Origin of the sequence: Luteolibacter pohnpeiensis (assembly GCF_016595435.1) — a bacterium.
Classification (GTDB): Bacteria; Verrucomicrobiota; Verrucomicrobiia; order Verrucomicrobiales; family Akkermansiaceae; genus Luteolibacter; species Luteolibacter pohnpeiensis.
Window position 1 is genome coordinate 49,883 of record NZ_JAENIJ010000010.1, and the last position, 18,625, is coordinate 68,507.

Consider the following 18,625-nt stretch of genomic DNA (forward strand, 5'->3'; position numbering starts at 1 on the left):
GCTGATAGGTGGGAAAGAAGCCTGTTAGCAGCAGTCGTGCTACGCGAACCGTAGTCCCAATCTACCAGTTAACAAGGCCTTATAGTCAATCCAATCAATCGTTTTACAATTCGTTGTGACTGATTAACAATAACTTAGAATACCCTACTACCAACACACACGTGATCCCGTAGGTGAAAATTTTACCTACGGATTCGAAATCGTCGTTACAGAATGCTCCACGGGTTGCCGATTCCCAATTCTCCTTGAATCGGCCCTCTTGCCCCTTGTTCCAGCCTGAGAAGCCATGCTTTTGCGGTCAATCCGCCTGCGAAGCCGGTGAGATGTCCACTCGATCCGATCACCCGATGGCATGGAACCACGATCGAAATGGGATTTCGGCCGTTCGCAGCACCAACCGCACGAACTGACTTCGGATTTCCGATCTGGCTGGCAATTTCGGCATAAGTGCGCGACTCGCCGAACGGAATGGTCCGCAAGGCGGCCCAGACCGCGAGCTGGAATTCGGTGCCCACAGGATCCAGCTCAAGGGCAAACTCGATGCGTTCCCCTGCAAAGTATTCGCTAAGCTGCCGTTCGGTTTGGTCGAGATGCTCATCATGTTCGACGGCTTGCATCGTTCTCAAAAGAACACGCCCCGGTTTGTCATTTTCCCAAAGTATCGCACGAAGTCCCCTTTCACCGGCCACCAGTTTCAGGCGCCCGAGCGGAGAGTTCATTTCTCGGAAAACGAATCGTTGCATCGACTGCCTGACAAACAACGCGATCCGGCATCGATCTTCAATTTCAATCATGACGATACTTCCAGGGTGCTTGCTACGTATGGATGCCCTGTCTTTGATTTCCTCACGAAGTGGTTGAATCAGGAACAGTTGCGAATCCCGACACACTAACTTTTCGACCAGCGCGTCTTCCTTCTTGCCAAAATTTACCCCATTACGCTCCAGAACCACCTGATGATGAGAACCCTACTTCTTTTGCCATTCCTCGTTTCGCTGCTACACGCTGCGGAAAAACCCAACATCGTTCTGATCATGGTGGATGACATGGGTTACTCGGATCTCAACTGCTGGGGCAGTGAACTCGAAACGCCTAACATTGATTCACTGGCAGAAAACGGGTTGCGCTTCACCCAGTTTTACAATTCCGCACGTTGCTGCCCCACCCGTGCCAGCCTGATGACCGGTCTCCATCCGCATCAAACCGGAATCGGACACATGACGCGGGAAGATGCGCCGGACGCCAAAGATAACATTCCCCCAGCCTATGCCGGAAACATCAACGATTCCTGTGTGACTCTGGCACAGGTCGCCAAATCCGCAGGCTACGCCACGTTCATGGCAGGAAAATGGCATCTCGCCGGATACAATCAGGAAGATTGGCCGCTGCAACGTGGCTTTGATCGATTTTACGGAACCATCGCAGGGGCGGCGCATTACTTTCATCCCGAAGGCTGGCGTAGCGTTTACGACGGCAATCAAAAGGACACAGAGCTCAAGTCCACCACCGACCGGCCTTATTACACCACCGATGCATTTGCCGATCACGCCATCCAATACATTGAGGATAACAAGCAAGCCGGAGATAAGCCGTTCTTTCTCTATCTCGCCTTCAATGCCCCGCATTGGCCACTGCATGCGCCGGATCAAGAACTTGCGAAATACCGCGGAAAATTTGACATGGGCTGGGACAAACTTCGCGAAGAACGATTCAAAAAGCAGAAAGAATTGGGGTTGATCCCTGCCAACTGGAAACTTTCTCCGCGCGATGCCGCTGTGCCAGCCTGGGATACGTTAACGCCGGAGAAACAAGCAGAATGCTCATTACGCATGTCTGCCTATGCCGCGATGATTGATCGGGTTGATCAGAAAATCGGCGACCTCATTGCCGAACTCAAGAAGAACGGCCAGTTCGATAACACGCTCATCATGTTTTTATCCGACAATGGTGCTTGCGCGGAGGGACCGCTTCTCGGCGATGGTGACCCGATCGCCGATCGCGCAGCCGGCAAGCCATCCTTCAATCCGGTTCTTGGCAAAGCCTGGGCAAATGCCTGCGCCACCCCGTATCGGCTTTACAAACATTTCGCCCATGAAGGTGGCGCCAACACGCCATTCATCGCCCACTGGCCCGCTCGCATCAAACCAGGGCGCGATTGGTTTCGTGAACCGGCGCAAATCATCGACGTTATGGCAACGGTCGCAGATATCACCGGTGCTGGCTATCCAAAGGAATTTGCCGGGCACCCCATCCTTCCCATCGATGGAGTTTCTCTAACAGCCGCCTTTGATGGGAAAGCCCTTGATCGCAAAAGTCCACTTTTCATCGAACATGAAAACAACGCTTTTGTCCGTGATGGCGACTGGAAACTCGTCGGACGCAACGTCACTCCAGCATCCGGGCTCAAACCGAAAAAGTGGGAACTCTATCATATCTCGGAAGACGGCACCGAACTGAATAATCTGGCCAAGCAGGAGCCTGATCGGGTGAAGCAAATGTCAGCTGAATGGCAAAAATGGGCGGACCGTGTGGGTGTCTATCCGAAACCAGCTGCTAAAAAATAAGTCAGCTGCCATGGCGAAATACATCGCTCTGCTCCGCGGCATCAATGTTGGAGGCAAGGCCAAGTTGCCGATGAAGGAATTGGTGACGATCTTCAAATCACTCGGCTATCAGCACGTCCAAACCTACATTCAAAGCGGCAACGTTGTTTTCGAGAGCAGCAGCACCATCGGAACGAAGGAACGGGAAAAAATTCGCCAAGCCATCGGTAGCCAGAAAGGATTTGAACCGGCAATCCTGGCAATCACTGCAAAGCAATTGCGCGATGTCATCCAGAGGAATCCGTTTCCATCAGAGGGCGGGAAAGATCTCCATGTGTTTTTTCTCGATTCCGCAGCGAAATCCCCGGATTTGGCAAAAATGCAAGCCATCCAAACAGCGTCCGAACAATTTGAACTGCAGGAGCATGCTTTCTATCTCTTCGCCCCGGATGGCATTGGAAGATCGAAACTCGCAGCTTCTGTAGAACGATTGCTCGGAGTTTCAGGTACGGCAAGAAACTGGAACACGGTAAAAAAACTCGAATCGATGCTTGATGAAGAATCACCATCATAGGGGTTCATTAAATGATATCATGCCAGGTAATTTGATGGGGTCGGATCGGGTTTAGTAATTTGCATGCAATTGTAAGAAATAAATCGTGAATCTTTATTCATCATTTCCCTTGCAAACCATTCGTTCCTCTGTTGGCTCTGCGGTGTGCGCGCGACTTGCATTTGGTTCATCATTCTCGGCTTACTAGCCGGGATTTGGTCTGCCGTGCCCACTCCGCCACCCGCCCATGATTCTCATGCCTATTGCTATGAGGATTCATCGACGTCCGAGACCAAGCATTGTCTGAAATGTGATCAGCACGATGACACCAGCTCGGACCCATGCCCATGCACGGAGCACCATCATCAGGCGTTCAACCACGCTGCGCCACTGGTGATGGAAAATCAAAAGTTTGTTAGACTCCCCGCATTCGCAGTCACACTTGCAGACCTCAATTGGACTGCAGATTTCATCCCGGAGTCACCGGTGTATGAATTGGATATGCCACCATTGATCTAAGCGTATTTCTACGCCCCTTCGCGTTCATTTCGCGCGAAGCCTCCCCGCCCGCTTCCCGGCATGTTTCCGGAAGATGCAGGCACAGATCCAATGGCTCCATCCCGGCTAATCACGCCGCAGATGGACTGACAAATCCTTTCCATACATGCATTACTTATTTCGACTCGCACTCGGTGCGTTTTTGACTCTACCCGCTTATGCTGCGCCCGCCCTGATCATCACCTTGGGTGGTGTGGCAGATCGTGTTCATTCTCAAAATCCAAGTCTCGCTGCAGCCAGGTTGCAAATCGCTCAGGCAATCGGGCGCTCCAAACAAGCAGGGCTTCTCGATAACCCGCAGTTAGAAACCGGCATCGAGCACAATCAGAATTTCAACGAAGGCCGAATCGAGATCGGTCTCTCACAGCGATTTCCGGTAACGGGCCGGCTGCGTTTGGAAAAAGAGATTTCCTCCATATCTGTGCGCAAGGCTGAAGCAGAGGTCAGAGAGGTTGAACGGCAGCTCGTCGAACAGGCAAGACTCACCGTGGTCGACATCCTCTCGACACAGGCAAAGCGCAGACTATTGACCCAACAAAGCAACCTGGCAGACCAATTTACTAAAAGTCTAACCAAGGCAGCCGAAAAAGGAGAAGGTTCATTATTGGATGCAGCGTCTGCCAAACTTGAGGCTGCGACGCTGGCCGTAGAAATGAGGCAACTGGATGCTGCTGAAGCCGCCAAAATGGGTGAACTCAAACCTTTGTTAGGCATTGAGCCAAATGCACCAATCCTGGTAAATGGCGAACTCGATCAACCGATTCTGCCTGAGGATACGGTCAAATTCAACCGACGCCCGGATTATCAAATCGCTGAATTCGAAATCGAATCGGCAAGGCAAGGAATCGATCTCGAAGTAGCGCGCCGATTGGACGATGTTGAAGCGGGGTTCTTCGCAGCTGCTGAACGATCGGAAGATGCACCTGAAGGATTTGAAAACGAGGCCATCGTTGGCCTTCGGTTTCAGATCGCACTGCCATTTTGGAACCGCAATCAGGGAGCGATCGACGCGGCAACCGCAACCCATGAGAGACGCAAGCTGGAAGCGGCCGCCCTCCAGCAAAAAATCCAAAGCGATGCGGATTCGAACCAGCAGCAAATGAAGGAATGGGCGCGCCTGATCCACGAGCTGGACCAGGAGTTATTACCACTCGCGACTCAACAATCCGAAGCGATGAACGATGCATTCTCCAAAGGATTGAGTGATCTCCAAACTGTTTTTCGCGCCCGCGAAAAACGCATGAGCCTGGAGAGCTCCAAAATAGATGCCATCCGCCAATTCCATCTCGCACGTGTCCGCTATGAATCAGCGGTCGGCAATTACTAAACTTTACCTTTTATGAGTTCTTACTCCCGCTTCCGTTCCGTCACTTGCTCTGTGATAGTGCTCATGCCCTGGCTCCAACTGTCTGGTGCTGAGCCTTCTCATCCCATCGTTCTCGATGACGTTGGCATGAAGAATCTACGTATCGAGACCGTCATGGCAGAGGAAACGACCTTTGCTGAAACCATTTTCGCGCTAGGTAGGATCGAGGCAATCCCGGAGCGGACAGGCACCGTTAGCAGCAGAATTTCTGGACGAGTGATTGAGCTTTCCGCAACTCCCGGCAGTGAAGTTCATCGAGGTCAGGAAGTGGCCAGGGTCGAGAGCCGACAACCTGGTGATCCGCCACCAACCATATCTCTAACAGCACCGCTTGGTGGCATCATCACGCATTTGGACACCCGCCTGGGTGACCCGGTGGAACCGGATAAGCCGCTACTCGAGATTGTCGATTTAGGCGAGGTCGATGCCTACGCCCGCGTTCCCGAAGACCAAGTCGGCAAAATCAAAATTGGCACCAAAGCCCATATCCGGATCGCGGCTCTACCGGATCAATCTTTCGACGGCGAATTGTTACGATTCGGAACCACGGCGGACCGGGAAAGTGGTACGATCGACGCCGTATTTCGAATTCCCAATTCCAAAGGAATGATTCGTCCAGGCATGCGGGCGGAATTCTCCATTGTGGTCAGTGAAAGAGAAAACGTCCTCAGCATCCCTCGCACGGCATTGCAGGGGGACGCTTCGAATCGTTTTGTCTATGTCCGCGATTTTGATTTGCCGAATGTCTTCGAAAAGGCACCGGTGCAAATCGGTGAAATGAACGATCGGAACGTGGAAATCATCAAGGGGCTGTTTCCTGCGGATGACGTCGTCACCCGGGGAGCTTACTCGCTGGTTTTCGCTGGTGGTGGCACGGTTTCACTGAAGGAAGCTCTTGATGCAGCCCACGGTCATGAACACGCGGAAGACGGTTCCGAATTAACCCCTGAAAAGAAGGCACAAATGGCAGCGGAAAAGCGTGCTGCAGCCGGCCTCGACTCATCAGAACCCCAGGCATCAAGCAAACCCTGGAAAATTCTTAGCGGAGTGCTTGCTGTCTTACTCCTAGCCTCATTGCTGCTACATCGTCCAAAAGCGGGAGCTGGCAAAGTGGTCAATCCGAACCAGAAGGAGGCCTGACCGATGTTGGGAAAAATGATCCAATGGTCGCTTGCCAATCGCGCGGTGATCATCGCGTTATCCGTGCTGATTCTGGTCATGGGGGTAAGGACAGCTACCGAACTCCCGGTGGAGGTTTTGCCGGATTTAACCAAGCCGACCGTAACAATCCTGGTAGAAGCTCCCGGACTTTCTCCGGAAGAAGTCGAAACGCAGGTAACAATACCCATGGAAAGTGAGCTCATGGGAGTCGCCGGACTGACGCGATTGCGCTCGAATTCTGACGTCGCCCTGTCATTGATTTACGCGGAATTCGATTGGGGAACCGATATCTATCAGGCGCGTGTGCTGGTGCAGGAACGCCTGCAGGCAGCTCGCGAACAGCTACCGGAAGGAGTCGAACCATTCATGACACCGGTCGCCTCGCTGATGGGAGAAATACTTCTCGTTGGAGTGCGCTCCACCGTCCCGGAAGGTCAGCCAGGCTACATGGAACCTAGTGAAGTCCGCACGTTGGCGGACTGGACCATCAAGCGCAGACTCCAAAGCATTTCAGGCATTGCGGAAATCCTCAACATGGGCGGCGGAGTCCGCCGTGTTGAAATCCAGCCAGATCCTAACAGGATGTATGCCCATGGTGTAAGCTATGATGAACTCCAAAAGGCCGCCGCAGCCGCGGCCAGCAGGACGACGGGTGGGTTTCTCGACAGTGGTTCAACGGAAATCATGATTCGAAATCTGGCGATGACGGTCCAAACGGAGGACATCGCAAAAACCGTCATCAAGAAAATCCATGATCGCCCGATATCAATTGGCGATGTCGCAGATGTAAAATGGGGAATCGAACCCATGCGTGGTGATGCGAGCATCAGCCGCTGGCCGGAAAAGAACCCAACTTATGGTGTGATCATGTCCATCACCAAAGCACCGGGAACGGACACGCGCGCTCTAACAGCGGAAGTCAAATCCGCTCTGGATGACCTCCAGGCAGGATTGCCTCCTGGTGTTGAAACCACCCTTTTATTCCAACAAAAAGATTTCATCGATCACGCCATTGGCAATCTAACCGAAGCAATCCGGGATGGCGCGATCATGGTGACGATTGTGTTGTTTTTGTTTTTGCTGAATTTCCGCACCACGTTCATCACTCTCACGGCCATGCCGATGTCATTCGGGATCACCATGCTGGTCTTCAAACTGGCAGGAATCAGCGTGAACTCGATGACCTTGGGTGGACTCGCGGTGGCAATTGGCATGGTCGTCGATGATGCGATCGTGGACGTTGAAAACGTATTCCGCCGACTTAAAGACAATGCAGGAAAAGCTCATCCAGAACCAAGACTCACCGTCATAGCCAAAGCATCCGGCGAAGTTCGCAATTCGATCTTCTATGCCACAATATTGATTATTCTCGTCTTCTTGCCACTGCTCGGCCTGTCAGGTGTGGAAGGAAAACTTTTCTCACCGATAGCGGTCGCGACCATCGTATCGATGATCGCCTCATTCATCGTGTCACTTACGGTGATCCCCGTACTTTGCTCATTTCTGCTAAATCCAAAATCTGGCAAAACCCATCAGGACGGTCGTTTGGTCAGCGGCATGAAGTGGCTGCTTGAGCACACGCTGCTGCGGTTCGCCTTGAGTCGACCACTTGCGGTTTTGCTGATCGCAATGGCTCTTTTGGTAGCAGCCATCTCGCTCTATCCATCGATGAACAAAGACTTCCTGCCCAAGTTCGAAGAAGAAACCGCGCTCGTTGCCGCTACCGCCGCGCCGGGAACTTCGCTCGCAGAGATGAATCAAATTTCTGATGTGATCGAGCAGCAAATTCTATCCGTTCCGGAAGTTCGTCAGGTTGGAAGGCGGCTGGGACGAGCAGAACGCGGAGATCACGTCGTGCCAGTTTCAACCGCGGAATTTGACGTCGATTTCCGGGAAAATTCGGACTCAGGAAGTCACCGTAGCCGTAAGGAAATACTCGCGGATATCTCTGCAAAAGTGAAATCGGTGCCAGGCATTTTCGCCGTGGTAAGCGGTCCGCTTGCAGATCGGATCGGTCACATGCTGAGCGGTGTCCCGGCTCCAGTGGCGGTGAAAATTTTCGGGCCGGATCTTGAAAAAATCCGTGAGATCGGCGTTGAAGTGCAAAAAGTCGCTCAATCGATTCCGGGATTTGAAGACACCAAGCTCGATCAGGCATCAAGCATCCCACAACTGCGGATCGAGGTCGATCGTGATCGAGCACTCGCCTATGGAATCACCCCTGGAGAACTGAACGATGAACTCTCCGCCATGTTAGGCGGCGATCAAATTGCACGGCTCTACGATGGCCAGCGTTCGGTTGATTTGGTGTCTCGTCTACCGCTGGATTGGCGGAATTCACCCGACCGGATCGCATCCTTGCCGATTCAAATTTCCGAGAAGCAATGGGTCCCCCTTTCGCTTGTCGCAGATGTGCGGGAAGCAAAAGGTCCCAATGTAATCTTGCGTGAAAACAGCCAACGGAGATTCGCGCTGGGCATTAAACCAACCGTCCGGGATGTTTCGAATCTCGTGGTAAAACTTCAGGATGAGGTTAGGAAAAAAGTCCATTTTCCCGAAGGCTATTACATCCAATACGAAGGGGAATTCGAAGCGCAAAAAGCCGCTACTCGTAAAATCGCCATCTACTCCTCGGTGGTTTTCATCGCGATATTCATGATGCTTTATGGGTATTTCCGCAGCGCTTCATTGGCCTTGCAGGTTCTCGTCAACATCCCGCTTGCCCTGATGGGTGGCCTCGCATTCACACGATACCAACTGAACAATATCAGCATTGCCACATTGGTCGGATTCATCGCGGTGGGCGGTGTCGCGGCGAGAAATGGAATCATGATGATCTCGCACTACATCCACCTCATGCGACATGAAGGCGAAGGATTCACCCGTAAAATGATCATCCGCGGCACCACCGAGCGCTTGGTGCCAGTCATGATGACGGCCCTGTCTGCCGGCATCGGCCTCATTCCGCTGGTCATGGCGGCTGATCAGCCAGGCAAAGAAATTCTTCATCCCGTGGCAGTCGTCATCGTGGGCGGACTGATCTCTTCCACCCTGCTCGATATGGCTGTCACCCCGGCAATGTTCTGGCTGATCGGTCGCAAGGCCGCGGCAAAATCCATCCAACTCCAGTCTCCTGCATCCCACTAACTCCAAAACCTCAACCCATTTTTAATATGAAGAAACATCATCATTTCCTGCTTCTTGGTTTGTTATCGCTCTGCATCAGCACTGCTGCATCTCAAGCCGAAGAAGAGCACGACCATTCCCATGACGAGGGACATGAACATCATCACGACGACCATGAACATGCCGAACATCAAGCCGGTCCAAATGGTGGCAAAATCATTGAGACAGCGGATTTCAGTTACGAATTCTTTGTCACCTCGGATAAAAAAGTAAAAATCACCTTTCTTGATCAGAACGGGGCCACCGTGGCCCCAACCGTGCAAGTGGTGCAAGCAGTCGGTGGAGACCGGCTTGCTCCGACACGACTTGTGTTCAAAAAAGACGGCAACGCGCTTTTATCGGATCAATCCATACCCGAAGGCCATGAAGTGCCGATGATTGTAATGGTGAAATCAACACCTGATGCGAAGGCTCAAATCGAGAAATTCAACATCAATCTGGCCACCTGCCCGACGTGTGAATACCCAGAATATGCCTGCATTTGCGGACATTGATTGGTAATAACCAACAGTCCACTCCACCCCTAATTAACGGGCTGCCTTGGCGATTTTCTTGGCTTGTCGGCGCCACCAAATTCCACGGGAAAGCGTCGCACAAAAAATCATCCAGGTTGTTAGATTTTTCGTCTGGGTGAGTACGCGCTCAACCTGGCAGTGGACATAGGTGATGAGCAGGGCCACGGTCACGCCGAAGAAAAACAGCCCCAGGGGTGTTTTCCAAAATCCGATGGTCGATCGCAGCCCATACCAAAGCGTGATCACCATGAACAACAGGATCGAAATAAATCCGAGCGATCCGTTCTCAGCCAAAATCAGCCAGAAAAAGCTCTCTGTTAGAGGATTTGCCCGGAACATCTCCGGGTAAATCTTGTGGCCACGGTGTTCCTCCCATTTCTCAAGAATATGGGAGTATTTCGTGCCGTTGGGTCGACTGTTCGCCAGACCGAAATTATTCCAACCGATCCCGACCAGTGGATGATCCTGATACATGGCTCCGGACTGACGATTCAGAGCCCAGCGCAGGTCGTTTTCAGGCTTGTCGTCCCCCGCTGTTTCCATTCGCTCCATGAAAGTATCGGCAGCCATGGCCATGGCCAAGGCCCCACCAATCGCCATCACCACCCCCACAGCGATTTTCCGGGAACTCAATCCCTGGAGGTAGGCTGCAGCCATCACCATCATCGTCCCCAACGCGAATGCTGCCAAAGCGGCCCGTGAAACCGTGAGTACCACAACCAATCCCGCTGATGCAAAAGCGGCAAAAAACAACAACACATCCCGACCGGATGTCTGCTTGGACATCGCCAGAGCCAGGATCGGCAACCCAACCATGTATGACCACATGGCCATCGGATTTTGGTGTTCAAACCAACCGATCACACGGAATCCACCCATGACATAGCGGCTCCATAGACAGACAATCAGCTGCACAATCAACGCCACGGCAAAGCCACGCATCATCGCCAGCACATCCCGATCATCATGCAATGCCGCAAAAACGCCCACGTAGATGAAGGCCATTTTCACGAATTTGAATGCCGGCATCAGCCCATAAAGCGGATTGATGGCTCCTGGCACCGATAACAAACCGACCAATACCACCAACAACCAACTCCATAGCCCGGGAGGCAGGAATTTGAAATCCTTGCGCTTTTCCAATAACGCGGCGAGCGCCAAACCCATCGCGATGGCTTCCAAAAAGTTGAACTCAAAGCCTTTGGTGTGACCGCGGTATTTCTCGATCGAATACAGCATCAACGTGAAATCCGAGGGCGGCCGAACCAGCCACCAGGCGAGAAATCCAAGAACAATCCTTCGAGCCGTCTCACGTCCATTGACAAAGAAACCGATGCCTGGACCCATCACCAAATAGACTAAGGCGATAATCAGAACTTTGATCAATGTGACGACTACTTCCATGAATCTGAACCGCCGCGAATGCATCACCAAGCCGCTGCGGAGACGAGATCTTTCCTCAGCACTTGGACAATCCGTGAGAAACCCACTCATCCAAAAATCGTGCGGATTGCAAAGCAGGAAACTCGATCATTGCGAATTGCGCAAACCCGAACCCTTGTCGTTCGTCACCACATCTCGCAAATGATTGATAATGTGAATGATGATCAATCATCAGCATCGGGCTTACGCTTTGCTAATGTAGAATCGAACTTGTTTGACATTTTTTCCACCATGAAAGCCAAAGCCAGTTTTCGCAACATTCTCGCAGCCTTCGCCTTCGGGTCCTGCCTAGGCATGGCTTCAAATCTCACCGAGGTTACACACGCCCGCGATTATGTTTTGAAAACCATCATGGTGTTGCGAAATCCCGGTTCTGCCGAAGCGCAAGCGAGCCAGGACAACAGCGATTTAGCTCGATAATCTTTCAGCTCCGGCTTGCCTGAGCGATTTTTTCTGTGAGTCTGCAGTTACTCACCGATCGCTCCCCCTTTGAATACTCGCTACTTCTTTTTCCTATTAGCATTAGTTGCACTGCTTCTACCGGGAGCTGCAGAGGCCCAGCGGATCCGCATTGTTGCGGGCAATATTTCCAGCGGAAATTATCAATCCTATGATCCGGGCGAAGGTGCGAGAATCTTCAAAGGGCTCAAACCTGACATCGTGTTGATTCAGGAATTCAACTACAAGGATAACACGACTGCAGACATCCGCAGCTTTGTCACCTCCACCTTCGGGGCTGAATTTTCCTATTTCCGTGAAGCCGGAGCCCAAATCCCCAACGGGGTGATTAGCCGATATCCCATTCTCGAATCAGGCGAATGGGAAGACGCACAAGTCTCCAACCGCGATTTCGCCTGGGCCCGCATCGACATTCCTGGCGATAAGGATCTTTGGGCAATTTCGGTCCACCTCCTCACCACCAGTTCGAAGCGAAACCCTGAAGCGATCGCATTGGTTGATTACATCAAAGCCAAAATTCCGGATGATGATTACTTGGTCATCGGTGGAGATTTCAACAGCAGCTCGCGAAACGAAACTCAGTTCACAACATTCAGCCAAGTGGTTCATACCGCTGGCCCCTATCCGGCCGATCAGAATGGTGACGAAGATACCAACGCCTCCCGAGCGAAGCCTTATGATAATGTGTTCGCCGATGACGATTTGTTAGCGATCCAGGTCCCCGTGGTTATTGGAAACAGCACGTTTGCCAATGGTTTGGTTGCTGACACGCGAGTTTACACCCCCATCTCAGAAATCAGCCCGGCACTGGTCACCGATAGTGCGGCCAGCAACATGCAGCACATGGCTGTTGTGAAGGATTTCATGGTGCCGATCCCTGATGATCCTGCGGTCATTCCGATCATCTCCAGCAGTTTCGATTTCACCCCACCGGCGCATGGCAGCATTGCTTTTCGTTCAACTCCACTGGCCTCCTATCAGATCGAAGCCACTTCTGACCTCACGGCTTCAAATTGGACCACGCTGGGTGAAATGACAGCAGAGGACACCACGACCACCCTGGAAATCGTCACGGCAAATGCGGCGGCCAGCCAGCTGCTGGATATCCTGCTCGGATCTGAAGTCAGGCGATTCTATCGCATCCTGAGAAAGTGAGGGGGTCGCGACTAGTCACCGATAACTTTTTCTAACAAATCGATCATGCTCTGCGCGGCGAGTTTTCCGGTTTCGAGAACTTCGTGGTGATCAAGCGTGCCGGGAGTAATTCCAGCTGCCCAGTTGGTCAGACAGGAGAATGCCGCAACTTTCAAACCAAGCGAGCGCGCTTGGATGGTTTCCAGGACCGTGCTCATTCCCACGGCATCTGCTCCTAAAACGCGCAGCATTTTGATTTCCGCCGGGGTTTCATACTGTGGTCCGCGCAAGCCTGCATAGACCCCTTCATGGAGATCCATGCCCATTTCATCCGCAGCGCATTTGAACTGGGACCGCCAGTCAGCATCGTAGGCCACGGTCATGTCCACAAAGTCAGGCCCAATCAGCGGGGAGGTGCCTGTTAGATTCAAATGATCTCGCAGCATCATCCAGCTTCCCGGAGGGAAATCTGGATGCAAGGTGCCAGCAGCGTTGGTCAGGATCAGTCGATCAATCCCCTGCTCTGCCATCCAGCGAATGCCTGCAGTAACGTCCCGGGCACTGTGCCCTTCGTAAAGATGAACCCGACCCTGCATCAGGATCACACTCTGACCAGCGAGCTTTCCCATGAGAAAACGTCCGGCGTGGCCAGGAACAGATGAAGCGGGAAGACCGGCATCGGCGAACGGGATTTCCCGTTCAACCGCTACCGCATCCGCCAACATGCCCAGCCCGGAACCCAATACCAATCCTGTCATTTCACGAAGGTAAGCAGGATTCCTGCCGGTTGGGAATCACTTCGCCATCAGTTCTTCAATCTCCTCGGCCTCGATCGGAATACTGGCCATCAGGTCGATATTGCGATCTTCACCGATCAGGACGTCGTTTTCCAAACGAATCCCGATGCCTTCCTCGCGGATGTAAATGCCTGGCTCAATGGTCTGGACCATGCCAACCGCAAATTTCTCATTCGGCGGCGCCACATCGTGGACATCCAAACCAATTGGATGGGATGTGCCGTGCATGAAATACTTTCTGACCAGCGGCTTGTCCGGTCCTTGTTCTTTCGCCTCAGCAGCATCAATCAATTTCAGATCGATCAGTTCCTTCTCCATCAACTCCATCACCTGCTTCTGGTATTCGGATGGATAAAGCCCTGGGCGCAGCAACTGATTCGCCCCGCGCTTCACCCGCAGGACTGCATCATACACATCGCGCTGACGCTTGGTGAAGCGTCCGTTGACCGGCAAGGTGCGTGTCAGATCGGAATTCCATCCCGCATATTCCGCAGCAACATCCAGCAGCACCAGATCGCCGTCTTTGCACACGTGGTGGTTTTCAATGTAGTGCAACACACAGGCATTGGCACCGCTGCCGATGATCGGCGTGTAAGCGAAACCACGCGATCCGCTGCGGATGAATTCATGCAACAGCTCTGCTTCGATTTCCCATTCGCCAACGCCCGGTTTGATGAAACTGAGCAAGCGGCGGAATCCGGCTTCAGTGATGTTGCAGGCTTTCTGCATGATCTCGATCTCCACCGGGTCCTTGATCACGCGTAGCTGATGCATGAGTGGCGCAAGACGCTCATAACGATGCAATGGGAAACGCTGCTGGCAGGTTTTGATGAACCGGTCATTGCGAGTTTCCACCATGGAGCTCGCGCGCAGATGTTCATTCGTGGTGAGGTAAATGTTTTCAACCTGCGGTGCGAGACGATGGAAAACGGCATCAAACGTATCGACCCATTCGACACGACGGATGCCCGTGGCATCGGAGGCCTGCTGTTTGGTGAGTTTATCGCCTTCCCAAATGGCAATCAGTTCGCTGGTTTCCTTCACAAAGAGAATCTCGCGATCCTTTTCCTCGAATGTATCCGGCACCAGAACCAACACGGTTTCCTCCTGGGCCACGCCAGTGAGATAGTAGAGGTCGTTTTGTTGTTTAAAAGGCATCATTGCATCCGCATTCATCGGATACACATCGTTCGAATGAACGATGACCATGCTGTTCGGTTTCAGCAGACTCCGCAATTTCTCACGGGTTCGCACAAAAAAGGCTGGATCAATCGGCTCGTGGCGCATGCCCCAGCTCACAATTTCACGAGCCCGGCGGCAACGATTTTCCGCAGGGGAATCGAAACAAGCCGGGAGGCCGAGGATAGCTATCTTGACACAGAATGCAGTGCCAAGGTGTGGCACCTTGGACGAGGCCAAAAATGCATCCCCCCGCCTATTACCTAAGTTGCATCGCTAACCATTCACCCTATTGCATCACAAGCCCCATATCAGGTTTTTATCATCGTAAATCTCGAGCGCAAACCAGCGATTGCGCAGAAATGAACCGATGAGACTGATCAGAAAGCCATCTAACCAGTATCTTAATCAAAGAAATGCCTCCCAAATTTTGAACGTTCGGTATGGTGATCGGCTTCCCAATAGACATCGGATAGAAGATCACCGGGAGTCGGAGGAAGTGCTTCCGTGGCGACTCGGATAGCCTCTGCTGCTTCGGCGCGAGCGTCATCATACATCTGCTGACACGTTTCTTCATCTAACAACCCTGCTTCGAGCAGTTGATTCTTCCAATTCACAAGGGGATCCCGGTTCTCACGATGAAACTCAATTTCCTCGGGCGATCGGTATTTTTTCGAGTTGGCGTCAGAAATATTGAACCCATAGAAACGATAAGTTTCAATTTCTACCACGCTCGGTCGCCCGGTTTCGCGAGCCAGTTCGAGTGCCTGGCCAACCGTATGGTAAACGTCTTCGAAATCATCCCCGCGAGCCGTAGCCCAGGCCATCGCATAAGCTTCAGCTCTCCGGGCCAAGCATTCGGTGAATCGGCTGGATCGAGAGATTGAGGTGCCCATGGCATAGCCATTGTTCTCGATCACATAGACCACCGGAAGACCGAACAACGACACGAGGTTTAATGCTTCATGATACACACCTTGATTGGCCGCACCATCACCGAGGAAGCATACAACGACTCCCCTGGATTTTTGATATTTGAGTGCGAATGCAAGACCTGCGGCGATGGGTGTCTGTGCCGCCGCAACTCCAAACGATCCCCAGAATTTTCTTTCCGGGGAAAACATCGAATACGCACCACCTTTGCCATGGCATACCCCACTTCTTTTTCCCATCAATTCCGCCATACACTCCTCCATGCCAATGCCAGCGGCAATGGCGTGTCCTAATCCACGCGGCCCGCAGAGACAGTGATCTTCAGAAGTCATGGCCGTTCGAACTCCAGCGGCAATACCTTCCTGACCGATACCCAAGGAGAGCCAGCCGCCCATATAGCCTGCGTTGAAGTATTTCAACGCCGATTGCTCAAAGCGGCGAATCCTACCCATCAGCTGGTATGCAGCGATCTTATCGGCATCAGTCATGATCGTGGAAACCCATTTTCACCTCTTCTTCACCGGCAGCATGGACTTCTCGTATCCAGTATGCGATCAAAATAAATTCAGTCCTGTTTCAGTTCACATAAAATCATTCTCCAATGATGCGCATCATCACGCTAACGGCCTTGTTCGTTCTATCTCGTCCAGTCCAAGCAGGAAATGCCGGATTTCTACCCGATGGAAAAGGTTTGATCCATACGGATGAGCATTCACTTAAAATATACGATCTAACCACTTCCCATGAAACTTCGCTGGACTGGCCCATAGACAGGAACTGGAGCTATCCGTCTCTCGCTGTTACCCACTCAGAAATTATCATTGCGGGCGATCAAGATGCACTTGCATGGAATCCTGAAGCCAAAACCTGGCGTCCATTCTGGCATTGCCAGGAAGGAATGAGAATCGATGACATTGCTTACGATCCAAAGACACATCGCGTGATGATCTGCACCCATTCTTAAGACGATTTAGAAAAGATGATTTGGTGGGTAATTGATGAAAAAGGAACTCAAGAGGGAATTAAAGTTTTCAATCGTCGCGCGCAGGGAGCTGAACATCCGGTCTTCGATTCATTGGGGAATCTTTATTGCACTGCCTCTGGCGATCTCTGGAAAGGCACCATTCAAGTTGGGGATTTTCCAGAAACACCTTTCGTTCTCTTCGCTGAGCGAATCTGGCCGCTTGCCTATAAGGAAACAAGTGATGGGAACAGTTCAAGCCTGGGAGTTCGAGAAATCATCCCACTACCAACTCAAATCGTCCTGGAACTCAGTCGCCATGGTGGGAGTGGATGGGGAAATATCGTCCGGGTGCCAAATGAAAATGCCTATGAAAAGCATCTCGCGCTGCAGTGGGATGAACTGGAAGATTGTCCAAGTAGTTCTTGCTCTGCCATTTCACCGGATGGCAAGCATGCTGCGATTTATCTGCGCTCCTCAAAGCGTTGGTTTGATGTAGATATTACATCGGGCGATCTCGAAGCCCTGCCACTTCGTTAGGAATACCTCTGGATTTCAGCCTACAATTTAAAATCCTCTGCTGGAGAAAACGCTTCTCCGAGAGGACATCCGTGAGTTCCTCTGCTTTCGCAAAGCTCGATTCCGCACTTTGATCATTTCCCAACTGTTCCTGGAGATCACCCCTCACCGCGTAATACAGATAATAGTTTTCCAGAGACTGAAATTTTAAAATCCTCTCCAATGCTTGCAGCCCATGCTCGGGACCATGAAGATTCGCTACAGCGACCGTTCGATTCAAAGCGATGACGGGTGAATCATTCAGCTCCATCCAGCGATCATAATGTTGAAGGATTCTGACCCAATCAGTGGATTCGAAATCTTTTGCAACGCAATGGCAGGCAGAAATGCCAGCCTGCAGATGATATTCACTCATCTCCTTGCCAACTGCAGAAGATGCCAGATAGCGCAATCCTCCATGAATTAGCTGAATATCCCACTTCGAGCGATCCTGCTCCCTGAGACGAAGGATATTCCCACCGGCATCCTCTCGGGCCGATAAGCGTGCCGCGTTCAGCATCATTAACGAAACCAACGCATGCACTTTTGGGGTTCCAACAAGCGGATGATCTGCCAGCAACAGCCCGAGTCGTATCGCCTCACGGCACAGATCGGCTTTGACCACGCTTTCACCATTTGAGGCGCTGTAGCCCTCGTTGAACAAAAAATACAGCACCTGCAACACACCATCCACGCGAACTGACAACATGGAGCCGCTGGGAATTTCAAAACCAATGGCATGTTCCGCTATTTTTTGACGAGCGCGGGTAAGTCTCTTCGCCACTGCGGCTTCGGTCGCAAGAAACGCACGCGATATTTCTTTCGGGCTAAAGCCGCAGAGTGTTTTCAATGCCAATGCGATTTGGGCATCCGACGGGATGGATGGATGGCAGCAGGCGAAAATTAAACTCAACCGGTGATCCCCGATTTCATTGTCAAAACGAACTTCTACCTCCGCGGGATCATCGCTTCTCGACCTTTCGAAAGATGCGATAATCTCGGGTTGCTTTTCATAAAAACGCTTTTCCCTACGAATCAAATCCAAGGCCCGGTTCTTGGCTGTTTGCATCAACCAGGCGGCAGGATTTTCAGGCACCCCATGATAGGGCCAAGTCTGCAGGGCTCGTATCATCGCTTCCTGCACCACGTCCTCCGCCAGTTGCAGGCGGCGAATTCCGAAAATGGCAGTAAGCGCAGAAACCAGTTTACCCGACTCGTGACGGAACAGATGCTCCGTCAGCCTTGAAATTCCTGCGTCTGTTAGATGTTCTGACACTCA

Annotated in this window: 17 protein-coding genes; 11 read left to right on the top strand and 6 right to left on the bottom strand. The window is 52.0% G+C overall.

Translation table 11 applies throughout. From position 1 onward, the window contains the following. Positions 1-206 precede the first annotated feature (206 nt). Positions 207-719: a methylated-DNA--[protein]-cysteine S-methyltransferase gene (locus JIN85_RS08120; RefSeq protein WP_200269468.1), complete on the bottom strand. Its 513-nt coding sequence runs from the start codon at positions 717-719 to the stop codon at positions 207-209. A 237-nt stretch (positions 720-956) separates the two neighbouring features. On the opposite strand from JIN85_RS08120, the gene JIN85_RS08125 reads away from it, so the two are divergent. From JIN85_RS08125 to JIN85_RS08155, 7 genes are all read left to right on the top strand, one after another. Continuing rightward, positions 957-2,564 carry an arylsulfatase gene (locus JIN85_RS08125; protein ID WP_200269470.1) on the top strand — a complete coding sequence of 536 codons (1,608 nt, stop codon included), beginning with the start codon at positions 957-959 and terminating at the stop codon, positions 2,562-2,564. Positions 2,565-2,574: 10 nt separating this feature from the next. Continuing rightward, positions 2,575-3,117, top strand: coding sequence for a DUF1697 domain-containing protein (locus JIN85_RS08130; RefSeq protein WP_200269472.1), 543 nt, complete (start codon positions 2,575-2,577; stop codon positions 3,115-3,117). A 204-nt stretch (positions 3,118-3,321) separates the two neighbouring features. After that, positions 3,322-3,615 (top strand): hypothetical protein, encoded by a 294-nt coding sequence (locus tag JIN85_RS08135; protein ID WP_200269474.1) that lies wholly within the window; start codon positions 3,322-3,324, stop codon positions 3,613-3,615. Between the two features lie 145 nt (positions 3,616-3,760). Beyond that, positions 3,761-4,981, top strand: a complete 1,221-nt coding sequence (locus JIN85_RS08140; protein ID WP_200269476.1) for a TolC family protein — start codon at positions 3,761-3,763, stop codon at positions 4,979-4,981. Between the two features lie 63 nt (positions 4,982-5,044). Then, complete coding sequence (locus JIN85_RS08145; RefSeq protein WP_200269478.1) at positions 5,045-6,160, top strand: efflux RND transporter periplasmic adaptor subunit; 1,116 nt, start codon at positions 5,045-5,047, stop codon at positions 6,158-6,160. 15 nt (positions 6,161-6,175) lie between these two features. Next, positions 6,176-9,328 (top strand): efflux RND transporter permease subunit, encoded by a 3,153-nt coding sequence (locus tag JIN85_RS08150; protein ID WP_234047309.1) that lies wholly within the window; start codon positions 6,176-6,178, stop codon positions 9,326-9,328. A 26-nt stretch (positions 9,329-9,354) separates the two neighbouring features. After that, positions 9,355-9,861, top strand: coding sequence for a hypothetical protein (locus JIN85_RS08155; protein WP_200269482.1), 507 nt, complete (start codon positions 9,355-9,357; stop codon positions 9,859-9,861). A 33-nt stretch (positions 9,862-9,894) separates the two neighbouring features. Here JIN85_RS08155 and JIN85_RS08160 read toward each other — a convergent pair whose 3' ends face one another. Beyond that, entirely contained in the window at positions 9,895-11,286 is a 1,392-nt protein-coding gene (locus JIN85_RS08160; RefSeq protein ID WP_200269484.1) for an O-antigen ligase family protein, read from the bottom strand. Positions 11,287-11,385: 99 nt separating this feature from the next. Here JIN85_RS08160 and JIN85_RS08165 point away from each other — a divergent pair, with 99 nt between their 5' ends. Together JIN85_RS08165 and JIN85_RS08170 are read left to right on the top strand one after the other, a co-directional pair. Continuing rightward, positions 11,386-11,745 (top strand): hypothetical protein, encoded by a 360-nt coding sequence (locus JIN85_RS08165; protein WP_200269486.1) that lies wholly within the window; start codon positions 11,386-11,388, stop codon positions 11,743-11,745. Positions 11,746-11,814: 69 nt separating this feature from the next. Beyond that, positions 11,815-12,939 carry an endonuclease/exonuclease/phosphatase family protein gene (locus JIN85_RS08170; RefSeq protein ID WP_200269488.1) on the top strand — a complete coding sequence of 375 codons (1,125 nt, stop codon included), beginning with the start codon at positions 11,815-11,817 and terminating at the stop codon, positions 12,937-12,939. 11 nt (positions 12,940-12,950) lie between these two features. On the opposite strand, the gene JIN85_RS08175 is transcribed toward JIN85_RS08170, so the two are convergent. The 3 genes from JIN85_RS08175 to JIN85_RS08185 all read right to left on the bottom strand — a co-directional run bounded on the left by JIN85_RS08175 (position 12,951) and on the right by JIN85_RS08185 (position 16,315). Continuing rightward, positions 12,951-13,676 (bottom strand): purine-nucleoside phosphorylase, encoded by a 726-nt coding sequence (locus JIN85_RS08175; RefSeq protein ID WP_200269490.1) that lies wholly within the window; start codon positions 13,674-13,676, stop codon positions 12,951-12,953. A gap of 36 nt (positions 13,677-13,712) precedes the next feature. After that, positions 13,713-15,002: an aminopeptidase P N-terminal domain-containing protein gene (locus JIN85_RS08180; protein ID WP_200269492.1), complete on the bottom strand. Its 1,290-nt coding sequence runs from the start codon at positions 15,000-15,002 to the stop codon at positions 13,713-13,715. Between the two features lie 296 nt (positions 15,003-15,298). Next, on the bottom strand, positions 15,299-16,315 hold the full coding sequence (locus tag JIN85_RS08185; RefSeq protein ID WP_200269494.1) for a thiamine pyrophosphate-dependent dehydrogenase E1 component subunit alpha: 1,017 nt from the start codon (positions 16,313-16,315) through the stop codon (positions 15,299-15,301). Between the two features lie 113 nt (positions 16,316-16,428). Between JIN85_RS08185 and JIN85_RS08190 the strand changes: the two genes are divergently transcribed. Continuing rightward, positions 16,429-16,791, top strand: coding sequence for a hypothetical protein (locus JIN85_RS08190; protein ID WP_200269496.1), 363 nt, complete (start codon positions 16,429-16,431; stop codon positions 16,789-16,791). Positions 16,792-16,806: 15 nt separating this feature from the next. Beyond that, positions 16,807-17,328 carry a hypothetical protein gene (locus JIN85_RS08195; RefSeq protein ID WP_200269498.1) on the top strand — a complete coding sequence of 174 codons (522 nt, stop codon included), beginning with the start codon at positions 16,807-16,809 and terminating at the stop codon, positions 17,326-17,328. Here the strand turns inward: JIN85_RS08195 and JIN85_RS08200 are convergent. Continuing rightward, positions 17,291-18,622 carry an RNA polymerase sigma factor gene (locus JIN85_RS08200; RefSeq protein ID WP_200269500.1) on the bottom strand — a complete coding sequence of 444 codons (1,332 nt, stop codon included), beginning with the start codon at positions 18,620-18,622 and terminating at the stop codon, positions 17,291-17,293. The genes JIN85_RS08195 and JIN85_RS08200 overlap by 38 nt on opposite strands. Positions 18,623-18,625: the final 3 nt, after the last annotated feature.